The organism is Nocardioides sp. SR21, from assembly GCF_022761125.1.
Classification (GTDB): domain Bacteria; phylum Actinomycetota; class Actinomycetes; order Propionibacteriales; family Nocardioidaceae; genus Nocardioides.
Window position 1 is genome coordinate 477,428 of the sequence record NZ_JAKWJR010000002.1, and the last position, 11,790, is coordinate 489,217.

At 72.3% G+C, this 11,790-nt stretch carries 8 protein-coding genes; 6 read left to right on the top strand and 2 right to left on the bottom strand.

Features of this window, described 5'->3' with window-relative positions; translation table 11 throughout:
• Positions 1 to 68: 68 nt before the first annotated feature.
• The 3 genes from MJ604_RS05620 to MJ604_RS05630 all read left to right on the top strand — a co-directional run bounded on the left by MJ604_RS05620 (position 69) and on the right by MJ604_RS05630 (position 4,610).
• Entirely contained in the window at positions 69 to 1,502 is a 1,434-nt protein-coding gene (locus MJ604_RS05620) for a gamma-aminobutyraldehyde dehydrogenase (RefSeq protein WP_243057309.1), read from the top strand.
• Positions 1,503 to 1,615: 113 nt separating this feature from the next.
• The gene (locus MJ604_RS05625) at positions 1,616 to 2,824 is read left to right on the top strand and encodes a saccharopine dehydrogenase family protein (RefSeq protein ID WP_243057310.1); all 1,209 of its coding nucleotides are present in this window, start codon (positions 1,616 to 1,618) and stop codon (positions 2,822 to 2,824) included.
• A 136-nt stretch (positions 2,825 to 2,960) separates the two neighbouring features.
• Positions 2,961 to 4,610 carry an ATP-binding protein gene (locus MJ604_RS05630; protein ID WP_243057311.1) on the top strand — a complete coding sequence of 550 codons (1,650 nt, stop codon included), beginning with the start codon at positions 2,961 to 2,963 and terminating at the stop codon, positions 4,608 to 4,610.
• Here the strand turns inward: MJ604_RS05630 and MJ604_RS05635 are convergent.
• On the bottom strand, positions 4,573 to 5,832 hold the full coding sequence (locus MJ604_RS05635; RefSeq protein ID WP_243057312.1) for a polysaccharide deacetylase family protein: 1,260 nt from the start codon (positions 5,830 to 5,832) through the stop codon (positions 4,573 to 4,575). The two genes, MJ604_RS05630 and MJ604_RS05635, sit on opposite strands and share 38 nt — an antisense overlap.
• A gap of 98 nt (positions 5,833 to 5,930) precedes the next feature.
• Here MJ604_RS05635 and MJ604_RS05640 point away from each other — a divergent pair, with 98 nt between their 5' ends.
• From MJ604_RS05640 to MJ604_RS05650, 3 genes are all read left to right on the top strand, one after another.
• Positions 5,931 to 6,461 (top strand): pyridoxamine 5'-phosphate oxidase family protein, encoded by a 531-nt coding sequence (locus MJ604_RS05640; protein ID WP_243057313.1) that lies wholly within the window; start codon positions 5,931 to 5,933, stop codon positions 6,459 to 6,461.
• Between the two features lie 48 nt (positions 6,462 to 6,509).
• Positions 6,510 to 10,019: an ABC transporter ATP-binding protein gene (locus MJ604_RS05645; protein ID WP_243057314.1), complete on the top strand. Its 3,510-nt coding sequence runs from the start codon at positions 6,510 to 6,512 to the stop codon at positions 10,017 to 10,019.
• Positions 10,020 to 10,082: 63 nt separating this feature from the next.
• Positions 10,083 to 10,658 carry a hypothetical protein gene (locus MJ604_RS05650; protein ID WP_243057315.1) on the top strand — a complete coding sequence of 192 codons (576 nt, stop codon included), beginning with the start codon at positions 10,083 to 10,085 and terminating at the stop codon, positions 10,656 to 10,658.
• Between the two features lie 6 nt (positions 10,659 to 10,664).
• Here the strand turns inward: MJ604_RS05650 and MJ604_RS05655 are convergent, their stop codons facing one another.
• Positions 10,665 to 11,777: a heparan-alpha-glucosaminide N-acetyltransferase domain-containing protein gene (locus tag MJ604_RS05655; RefSeq protein ID WP_243057316.1), complete on the bottom strand. Its 1,113-nt coding sequence runs from the start codon at positions 11,775 to 11,777 to the stop codon at positions 10,665 to 10,667.
• Positions 11,778 to 11,790 lie beyond the last annotated feature (13 nt).

Sequence of the window (11,790 nt, forward strand, 5' to 3'; positions counted from 1 at the left end):
AACGAAATCCGCATGAAAAGCCGGGTTGGCCCTACAGATTCCGTTGCCGGGCCTCTAGGCTCGCCGACATGGCCGACCAGACCTTCAAGAACGTCATCAACGGTGAGCTCGTCGACAGCGTGTCCGGGGAGCGCTACGACGTCATCGACCCGACCAACGGCGAGGTGTACGCGCACGCGCCCAAGTCCGGCGCCGAGGACGTCGACCGCGCGTACGGCGCGGCCGCGACGGCGTTCGAGTCGTGGGGCCGGACGACCCCGCAGGAGCGCGCCACCGCGCTGCTCAAGATCGCGGACGCGATCGACGCCCGCGCCGACGAGATCACCGCGGTCGAGTGCAAGGACACCGGCAAGCCGATCGGCCTGACCGCGTCGGAGGAGCTGCCGCCGAGCTCGGACCACTTCCGCTTCTTCGCCGGCGCAGCGCGCGTGCTCGAGGGCAAGTCCGCCGGCGAGTACATGAGCGACCACACGTCGTGGATCCGGCGCGAGCCGATCGGCGTGATCGGCCAGGTGACGCCCTGGAACTACCCGCTGATGATGATGATCTGGAAGATCGCCCCGGCGCTCGCGGCGGGCAACACCGTCGTGCTCAAGCCGAGCGACACCACGCCCGCCTCGTCGGCGCTGCTGGCCGAGATCTGCCAGGAGTTCCTGCCGCCGGGCGTGCTCAACGTGGTCGCCGGCGACCGCGACACCGGCCGCGCCCTGATCGCCCACAAGACCCCGCAGATGGTGTCGATCACCGGCTCCGTCCGCGCCGGCATGGAGGTCGCGGGCTCCGCGGCCGCCGACCTGAAGAAGGTCCACCTCGAGCTCGGCGGCAAGGCCCCGGTGATCGTCTTCGACGACGCCGATGTCGAGAAGGCCGCCGCCGCGATCGCCGAGGCCGGCTACTTCAACGCCGGCCAGGACTGCACCGCGGCCACCCGCGTCCTCGCCGGCCCCGGCGTGCACGGCGACTTCGTCGCGGCGCTCACCGAGGCCGCGAAGGGCATCAAGACCGGCATGCCCGACGACGAGGACGTCCTGTACGGCGCCCTCAACAACGTCAACCAGCTCGAGCGGGTCACCGGCATGGTCGACCGGCTGCCGGACCACGCGACCCTCGAGACCGGCGGCAAGCGCCAGGGCAGCAGCGGGTACTTCTACGAGCCCACCGTGCTGTCCGGCCTCAAGCAGGACGACGAGCAGATCCAGCAGGAGATCTTCGGCCCGGTCATCACCGTGCAGAAGTTCAGCGACGAGGCCGAGGCGCTGCGCTGGGCCAACGGCGTGGAGTACGGCCTGGCCTCCAGCGTCTGGACCAAGGACCACGGCCGCGCGATGCGGATGTCCAAGAACCTCGACTTCGGTGTCGTCTGGATCAACACCCACATCCCGTTCATCAGCGAGATGCCGCACGGTGGCTTCAAGCACTCCGGCTACGGCAAGGACCTCTCCATGTACGGGCTCGAGGACTACACGCGCCTCAAGCACGTCATGAGCTACATCGGGGAGTAGGCGCCCGCGGTGGTCGAGCAGCGAGCGCCAGCGAGCGTCGTCGAGACCCCCGCACCCGACCGCCTGCCTTGGCTGCGGGGGTCTCGACGAGCTCGACCAACGAAAGAGGCACCATGAGGATCCTGCTTGTCGGCGCCGGTGGCGTCGGATCGGCCTTCGCCGCCATCGCCGCCCGCCGCGACTTCTTCGAGACCATCGTGGTCGCGGACTACTCGCTCGAGCGGGCGGACAAGGCGGCCGCCGCCGACGGCCGGTACGTCGCCGCCCAGATCGATGCGTCGTCCGAGGAGGCCGTCGCGGCGCTGTGCCGCGAGCACGGCATCACGCACGTGATGAACGCCGTCGACCCCGTGTTCAACATGCCGATCTTCAACGGTGCGTACGCCGCGGGCGCGGACTACCTCGACATGGCGATGTCGCTGTCGAAGCCGCACCCGACCGCGCCGTACGAGAAGACCGGCGTGAAGCTCGGTGACGAGCAGTTCGCGGTGGCGGGGGAGTGGGAGAACTCCGGCCGGCTGGCGCTGGTCGGCATCGGCGTCGAGCCGGGGCTGTCGGACGTGTTCGCGCGGTACGCCGCCGACCACCTGTTCAGCGAGATCGACGAGCTCGGCACCCGCGACGGCGCCAACCTCGTCGTCACCGACGACGACGGGAACGAGATCTTCGCGCCGTCGTTCTCGATGTGGACCACGATCGAGGAGTGCCTCAACCCGCCGGTGATCTGGCAGGACGGCGACTGGCACACGACGCCGCCGTTCAGTGAGCCGGAGGTGTTCGACTTCCCCGAGGGCATCGGGCCGGTCGAGTGCGTGAACGTCGAGCACGAGGAGGTGCTCCTGATGCCGCGCTGGGTCGACTGCAAGCGCGCGACGTTCAAGTACGGCCTCGGCGACGAGTTCATCAACATCCTCAAGGTGCTGCACACCCTCGGCCTGGACTCCACCGAGAAGGTGCGGGTCAAGGGCGTCGAGGTGTCGCCACGCGATGTCGTCGCCGCCGTGCTGCCGGACCCGGCGACCGTCGGGCCGCGGATGAAGGGCAAGACCTGCGCCGGGCTGTGGGTCACCGGCAAGGGCAAGGACGGCGCCGAGCGGTCGACGTACCTCTACCACGTGGTCGACAACGAGTGGACCATGCAGGAGTACGGCCACCAGTGCGTGGTGTGGCAGACCGCGATCAACCCCGTCGTCGCGCTGGAGCTGCTCGCTCGGGGGACCTGGCAGGGCGCGGGCGTGCTCGGCCCGGAGGCGTTCGACGCCGTGCCGTTCCTCGACCTGCTCACGGAGTACGGCAGCCCGTGGGGGATCAAGGAGCTCTGACTCAGGTCCTCCTCGGAGGTGCCGATGGGCATACGTGCCCATTTCTCCGCTGAGCCTGCGCAGCCGGTGGCCGTCATGGCTCCCTCGCGGTGGGTCGCTGCCCGATGCCGCGTGGCGGACGAGGCACCGCGCGGTCATGGCGCTGTTGTGGCTGCACGTGGTGCTGATCCCGGTGTACGCCGTCTACCGCGGCAACTCGCTCGGGCACGCCTGGGTCGAGATGGCACCGGTCCTGATGGCTGCGCTGGTCGCCGGATTCATGCGGCTCGGCCGCGTCGCGTCGGCCTCGGTCGCCGCGGCCGGCCTGGTGATCTGCTCGGGCGTGATCGTGCACCTCTCCGGCGGCATGATCGAGGCGCACTTCCACTTCTTCGTGATGATCCCGGTGATCGCGATGTACGAGGCGTGGGCGCCGTTCACGATCGCGGTGGGCTACGTGCTGGTCCACCACGGCGTGATGGGCACCCTGAACTCGCACGCCGTCTACAACCACCCGGCGGCGCGCGACCAGCCCTGGCTCTTCGCCGGCGTGCACGCGGGGTTCTTCGCGTTCGCCAGCGCTGCCTGCATCGTCAACTGGTGGCTGCACGAGAAGGCGCGCGAGTCGTCGCAGTCGCAGATGGGGCTGCTCAGCACCATCGTCGAGTCGCTGCGTGACGGCCTGGTGGTCATCGACTCGCAGGGCAGGATCCTGCTGCGCAACCCGTCCGGTGTGGAGCTGATGGGTGGGCTGCACGACGACGTCCACGAGGTGAGCGGAACCGATCAGTTCGGGCTCTTCCACACCGACGGGAACCCGATCGCCGAGGACGACCTGCTGCACGTGCGGGCGCTAGCCGAGAACCGCGTGCAGGACCTCGACCTCGTGGTCCGCAACGCCGGCGTGCCGGACGGTCGCGTGCTCAACTTCGTCGCCACGCCGCTGGAGACCTCCGTCGGCGACGCCGACCGCGACGTGGTCGTGGTCTTCCGCGACGTCACCGAGCGGCACCGCACCGAGCAGGCGCTCGCGGACGCGCTCGCGACCGAGCAGGCGGCGAGCGAGCAGCTGCGCGAGCTCGAGCGGGTGAAGTCCGACTTCGTCTCGACCGTCAGCCACGAGCTGCGCACGCCGATCACCAGCATCATCGGCTACCTCGAGGTGCTCGAGGACGGCATGGTCGGTGACCTGGACGAGGCCCAGCGCGGCATCGTCAGTCGCATCGACCGCAACAGCCACCGGCTGCTGCGCCTGGTCGAGGACCTCCTCAAGCTCTCCCAGATCGAGTCGTCGACGCTGCAGATCAACCGGGTGCCCACCGACCTGCGCGACGTCGTCACGGCCTCCCACGACGCCATCGGCTGGATGCTGGAGAACCGCAGCCTGCAGGTCGACGTCGACCTGCCCGACCAGGCCGTCGAGCTGGACGTCGATCCCGACGAGCTCGAGCGGATGCTGGTCAACCTCCTGACGAACGCCGTGAAGTTCACTCCGGACGGCGGCCGGATCGGCCTGGCCCTCGGTGTCGACGACCTCGGCGCGACGCTGTCGGTCTCCGACACCGGCGAGGGCATCCCGGAGTCCGAGCAGAACCGCTTGTTCAGCCGCTTCTACCGCTCCTCGACCGCCACCGAGCAGGCCGTCCAGGGCACCGGCCTCGGGCTCACGATCGTGCAGGCCATCGTCACGCTGCACGGCGGCGCGATCGACGTCGACTCCGGCGCCGACCGCGGGACCACCTTCACGGTCCGCCTGCCGCGGCGTACGGCTAGAACGTCGGCGGGATCCGAACCACTGGCCATCTGACCTCGGCCACCGACGCCCGCGCGGCCTCGAGCCAGGTCTGCTCCGGTGGCCGCACCGTCAGCGTCGCGCCCCGCATCGGGATCCGCCGCACGCGCTGGTCCGGCGTTCCGACCGGCACGGTCAGCGACCCCGTCGCCTTCGTCGCGAACGCCGGCACCACGATCGTGGCGTTCCCGAGCCGGGTGCGGACGACGACGGGAAGGTCGCGGTCGCGCGGCCGGTCGAGGCGCGCTGAGATCGCGACGGTCGTCGGCAGCAGCGGCGACGCCGTGACGTCCGCGTCGTCGACCGACACGACCGGAGGCGGGTCGTCGTCGACGACCTTCACGACCCCGAGGTCCTCGACCCGCTCGTCGACCCGGTCCTGCGGCGCGCGGAACCAGATCCGCGCCTCGCGCTCGCCCGCGGGGATCCGCACCGGTCCGGCGGGAGTCGGGACCCGGGTCGCGCGGGTCGTCGGCCGGTCGAGCCGCACGGTCAGCCGCACCCGGTCGCCCTCGGCCAGCCGCGCGTGCTCGGCGCGCACGGTCGCGCGCGGCACCGGGGGCGTCGGGTTGCCGTCGGCGTCGAGCGCCGCGAAGCAGTAGCCGCGCTCGCGCAGCGCCGCGATCTCGCCGGGCAGCGCCTTCAGCGTGGCGGGGGAGTTGGTGACGCCGTCGTGGTGGAGCACGACGTTCGTGCGGTGCGGACGCACGGCGGTCAGGACGTTCTTCTGGATCTGCTTCGGCGTCAGCCCGGTCCAGTCGCTCGAGTCGACGGTCCAGAGCACCGGCACCAGGCCCTCCTTCGCGATCATCCGCCGGACCCGGTCGTTCACGGCGCCGTACGGCGGCCGCGCCAGGTCGGTCGGCTGCACGCCGGCATCCAGGAGCGCCTGCTGCGTCGCGGCCAGCGCCTCCCGTGCCTCGGCCGGCCTCTGCGCGGTCAGGTCGGCGTGCTCCCAGGTGTGGTTGCCGATGGCGAACCCGGCCCGGTCGACCATCCGCACCAGCTCGGGGTGCGTCTCGACCCGGTTGCCGACCATGAAGAAGGTCGCCGGGACCTCGAGCCGCGTCAGCAGCCGCACCACCTGCGGGGTCACCGTGGCCAGCGGACCGTCGTCGAACGTCAGCGCCACCAGCCCGCGCGAGCACGGCACGACCGGCCGGTCGGGGGCAGCGGTGGCCGGCGCTGCAGGCAGCACGACGGCGGCCACGAGGGCGGCGAGAACGGCGCGGAGCATCACCCGAGTGTGACGTCCGGGGACAACGTCAGGTTGTCAGGGCCCGATGAGCCCGATGAGCCCGATGAGTCCGCGTCCCGGCCGCGGTCTACCGAGGTATGACCGCCACCAATCTCGCCGAGCTGTACGACCTGCCGGTCCTCGAGCTGGCCGCCGTCACGGAGGGCCTGGGCAACGCGCTGTCCCAGGCGCCGGAGTCGGGCGGACCGAACCGGCACAGCTGCTGGCTGACCACGATCAACGCCGACGGCAGCCCGCACGTCACCGGCATCGGGGCCCTGTGGGTGGACGACACCTTCTGGTTCACCACCGGTCGTACGTCGCGCAAGGGCCGCAACCTCGCCCGTGAGCCGCGATGCGCGATCGCGACCGCGACCGCGGCCGCCGACCTGGTGCTGGAGGGCCGGGGCGAGCTCGTCACCGACCCCGGCCTGGTGGCCGCGCGGGCGGCGGCGTGGGCCGCCGAGGGGTGGCCGTGCGAGGTCGACGAGTCGGGCGTCGCCCTGACCGCGCCGTTCAGCGCGCCGTCGGCCGGACCACCGCCCTGGCACGTCTACCGGATCGAGCCGACGTCGATCACCGCGCTCGGGATGAAGGAGCCCGGGGGTGCCACCCGCTGGACCTACTGAAAACGATGCGACGGGTGTCGGTGTCGCGTCATACCGTCTTCCCCAGCCATGACTGCCACTCTCGGAACCGATCGCCCGGTCACCTCAGCTCCTCGTCCGCCCCTCCCTCCCGAGCGGACCGTCACCTGGCGTCGGCTCCGCGGCCCGGTCGCCACGTGGTCGCTGGTCGCCGCCGGCATCGCCGCGATCAGCACCTCCCTCGGGTCGCTGGTCGCGGGTCGCCTCGCTGAGTCCGCCACCTCCGAGCTGGTCGAGCTCCTGGCGCTGCTCGTCATCGGCGCGGCGGTGCTCGACACCGCCGCGCGCACCCTGTGGGCCGGCGTCGTCGACCGCGCCGAGGGCCGGCTCCGCGCCGACCTGCTCGACGCCGCGATGCACCAGCCGCTCGCGGTGCTCACCGAGCAGGCGGTCGGCGAGGTGCTCGACCGCGTCGACGACGACACCCACGAGGTCGGCAGCCTGCTGCGGCAGAGCGGCTGGCAGGCGATCCGCACGGCCCTCGCCGCCGGCCCGCTCTGGATCGTCGCCGGTGTCACGTGGTGGCCGGCGTTCCTGCTGTTCCCGCTCGCGGGGGTCGGTGCGGTCGCGGTCGCGTGGCGGCTGCTCCCGCAGGTCGCCGCCCGCAAGGTCGAGGAGGAGGCGGCCTGGACCGACCATGCCGCCGCCATGGAGGAGGGCGTCGCCGGGCGCGACGACCTGCGCGCCAGCCTGGGCCAGGCACACGTGCTGCGCCGCTGCGTCGAGCTCGCCTCCCTGGTCCACCGCCGGTTCGCCGTGGTGCTCGGTCTCGAGGCGCGGATCGGCCGGCGCACCGGCACGCTGCTGCACGGCGTCCTCGCCGCCACCGCCCTGATCGGGGTCGTGCTGGTCGTCAACGGCCGCCTCGACACCGCGGCGCTGGTGACGCTCTACCTCGTCACCACGATGTTCGTGGGCCAGGTCGACATGCTCGCGCGGCACCTGCCGGACCTGCAGGCCGGCTTCGGCGCCGTGCTCCGGCTGCGCGACCTGCTCGGCTCCGAGCCCGAGCCGGTCGGTGGCGCCGACCTGCCCGAAGGTGCGCTCGAGGTCCAGTTCCGCGACCTCCACTTCGCGTACGTCGAGGGTCGCTTCGCGCTCCAGCACGTCGACCTGCACGTCCCCGCCGGCACGACCTGCGCGCTGGTCGGGCGCACCGGGTCCGGCAAGTCCACGCTGGCGTCGCTGCTGTCCCGTGCCGTCGAGCCCGAGCCCGGATCGGTCTTCCTCGGCGGCGTCGACGTACTCGATCTCGACCTGCAGCAGCTGCGCTCGTCGGTCGGCGTCGTCACCCAGCGCACCGAGATCCTGGCCGGCACGCTCGCCGAGAACATCACGCTCTTCCAGCCGGTCCCGCGCGCCGACGTCGAGGCCGCGGTCACCGAGCTCGGGCTCGACGCCTGGGTCGCCGGCCTGCCCGACGGCCTCGACACCCTCCTCGGCCCGGGCGGCACCACGCTCTCGTCCGGGGAGGAGCAACTGGTCGCGTTCGCCCGGCTGCTCGTGCGCCACGTGCGCGTCGTCGTCCTCGACGAGGCGACCGCACGGATGGACCCGGTCACCGAGGGCCACGTCGTGCGCGCCTCCGAACGGCTGCTCGCCGGACGCACCGGCATCCTCGTCGCCCACCGGCTCTCGACCACCGAGCGGGCCGAGCAGGTCGCGGTCCTCGACGGCGGCCGGGTCGTGCAGCGCGGCTCGCGCGCGGTGCTCGCGGCCGAGCCCGGCCCGTTCCGCTCCCTGCTGGACGCCTCTGCCGAGGACGAGGTCCTGCGCCCCGCCGACGAGGCCGTCCGGGGCCAGGTCGGCACCGTTCGGCGTACCGGCGAGGTGCCTCCGCCACCGCAGCTCCGCGACGCGCCCAGCCTGTCGCGGGCGACGTTCTCCGCGATGACCATCGAGCCGAAGTGGGGACTGGTCAGCGTCGTGCTGTTCCTGTTCTCAGCACTCACCGGCGCGCTCGGCGCGGTGAGCGCCTGGATCTGGGGCCACCTGGTCGCCTCGCTGCAGGACGGCCAGACCCCGACCGGTCTGACCGCGGCGCTGGTGTTCTCCCTCATGCTGTCGCCGCTGCTGCTCGCCGAGGCGTTCCGCCGCTACCCGCGCTGGTGGATCTCGGTGATGCTGCGCGTGCGCACGTCCGTGCTCGCCGGTCAGACCTCGCAGCACCGGCTGGAGCGCACGCCCCCGGGCGAGGTGGTCGCGCGCACCATGGATGCCGACCGGCTCGCGCGCTACTCCGACCGCTGGATCGACTTCGTCAACGGCTTCCTGATCGCCGGGGTCACGGCCCTGGTCGCGCAGAGCTTCCTGGCCGGTGGCGTGCTGCTGATCGTGATGGTGGGCTCGGCGCTGGCGTCCTCGCTCGGCCGCAAGATCGCCGGTCGTTCGGCCGCGGCGTCCGCCACCGCCCGGGCAGGGTTCGGCAGGTCGCTGGTGTCCGCGCTCGACTCCGTGCGCACCGTGAAGCTCGCCGCCTCGACCCCGAGCGTGCACGCGCACCTGCGCGAGGTCGACGGCGGCAGGGTGGACGCCGCGGTGCGTGAGCACCGCGTCCAGGCGCTGCTCGACGGCGTACCCATCGTGATGGTCCAGTGCGGCGTGGTCGCGGCTTGGGCCGTGCTGGTCGCCGGCGGCTGGGGCCTGGCCACCGCGCTGCTGGTGGCGACCGCGGTCAACGGCTTCGACTGGTTCGGCCGGGTCGCCGGCGCCGTGGTCACCGAGGCTCCCGGCGTCCGCGCCTGGATGCGGACGACGAGTGGGCTGGCCGGCGGCGGCGACCTGATGCACCTGCCCGAGGGCGTCGACCTCGTCGCCGGCGCCTCGCCCGCGCCCGAGCCGGGCGCCCGCGACCCGCTGCGCAGCCTCGAGCTGCGCGGCCTGACCGCGGTGCACGACGACGGCACGATCGGCGTGAGCGACGTCGACCTGACCGTCGGCTCGCAGGAGCTGGTGCTGCTGCTGGGCCAGGTCGGCTCCGGCAAGTCCAGCCTGCTGTCCGCGCTGGCCGGGCTGATCTCCAGCACCGGCGAGATCTCCTGGAACGGCGATCCGGTCGGGGACCAGCAGGTGTTCCTGCGTCCGGGCCGGGTCGCGCACGTCGCGCAGGTGCCGCGGGTGCTGTCGGACACGTTCGCCGACAACGTGCGCCTCGACCACCCCGACCGCCAGGTCATGCCAGCGGTCGAGACCGCGCGCCTCGCCCAGGACGTCGAGTCCGCGGGCGGTCCGGACGCCCTCGTCGGGCACCGGGGAGTGCGGCTGTCCGGTGGTCAGGTGCAGCGGCTCGCGCTCGCCCGCGGTCTCGCCTGCGACGCCGAGCTGCTGCTCGCCGACGACGTGTCGTCCGCCCTCGACGCCGCCACCGAGATCGAGCTCTGGACCGCCCTGCGCGAGCGCGGCGCCACGGTCATCGGCGCGACGTCGAAGCGCGCCGCGCTGGTCCAGGCCGACCGCGTCGTCGTGCTCGTCGAGGGCCGCGTCGCCGCGGTCGGACCGTGGTCGGAGCTGGCCGACCGCTGGGGTCACCTGGCGGGCTAGGTTTCCGCCGGCCGTCCACCGGTTACCTGGGAGTGACCACCCTTCTCGGAGCGGGGGAGACGCATGCGACGGCACTGGCCGATGTTCTGCGCATCACTGCTCGCGGCGACGGCGCTGGCCCTCGGCGGTTGGCTGTGGATGACGACCCGCGCGGCGGACGGTGTGGAGGTCACCTGGCGTGACGGTGACCCGACGTGCACGGGCACGACGACGAGGTCGGACGAGAGGTTCGGCACCGTCGTCGCGGCGACGTCCCAGATGCGATGCCGGTACACCATCGAGATCAGCAACGACAGCGACCGCGGCATCCACCTGGTCGAGATCGAGGCGCCGGGGGTCGGTCCCGAGACCGGCTCGGTCGTCACGGTCGATCCCACGACCAGCCCGGCTCCCGTGCCCGCCGACGACGGCCTCGACGCGGTCTACCCGCTGGACCAGGACCTCGCTCCCGGTGAGTCCACGTCGGTCGACATCGTCGTGGTGTTCCACCCGGAGGGCTGCAACGACGGCGGCACCTTCTGGATGCGTGAGTGGCCCGTGCTCAACTTCGAGACCCTGGGCAGCAGCTTCGACCGCGCGCCGGCCGAGACGTTCGCGTTCCACCGGAACGGGAGCACGCCCGGCTGCGACGACTTCTAGAACGGGTCACGCGGGTCCCGGCACGCGGACCCGGCGGACGAGCCGGGCGGGCAGCCCGACCGCGATCTCGAGCGGCCCGCGCAGCCGGAAGGCGGCGAATGCTGCCCCGATCGCGAGCAGCACGACCACGTGCTTCAGGTATGCGTGCGGAATCTCAGGCGGCCAGAAGCTCGGTGTGCGCAGGACGACGTGCAGTGAGTACAGCGTCAGGGTCATCGCACCCGCACCGAACAGGATCGCCAGCGGCGCGGTCGCCGTGGGCGACAGGGCCTGGACGGCCAGCAGACAGAATCCGATGACGAAGATCGCGCTGCCGATCGTCTGGGCCAGGTCGAACGGCGTCGCCGAGTGCGGCGCGACGAGGAGCAGCCAGCTCCAGTCGCCGTCCGGGGGCGTGGTGCCGTACATGCCGAGGGCGTTCGCGTCCGCGACCGCGGGATCGACCAGCGACCGGGAGACCTGGGTCGCCAGGATCGCCACGCCGAGACCGCCCACGGTGAGGCCGACCAGGAGCGAGCGGTCACGGAGGTCGGCGCGGCCGAGCGCGAGCCCGGCGAACAGGTAGGCGAGCCACGGAACGACCGGGTAGTAGCCGGTGAACAGCAGCTCGCTCGCCAGTTGCCACGGATCCGCGAGCTGGCCGAACGTCGGGCTCGCGTAGCCGCGCTCGGGCAACGCCGGTCGGACCAGGTGGGAGAGGACCGGCGCGACGACCACCCAGACGACGGCGAGCAGCGCCAGCGCGCGGGCGCCCAGGAACGTGAACGGGAGTCCGAGCACGAACAGCACGCCGTAGTAGGTGAGGATGATCGCCAGCCCGCTCTCCAAGCCGCCGAGCGCGAGCCCGAGCGCAGCGATCAGCAGGGCACGGACCCCGATCGCCACCGCGCGCAGGCCGGCGGCGCGGCCCCGCAGCGGCTCCCGGGTCATCAGGGCGAGGCTCACTCCGGCGAGGACCGCGAAGAGGGCCGATGCCCGTCCGCCCGCCAGCCACTGCCCGAAGCTCAGGTCCCCGGACGGCGTCCGCTCGTCGAGCATGTGCGTGGCCACCATGCCGAGCAGCGCCAGGCAGCGCGCGATGTCGAGGCCGATCAGCCGCCCACCCGCCCGCGCTGCCATGCGACCACGGTAG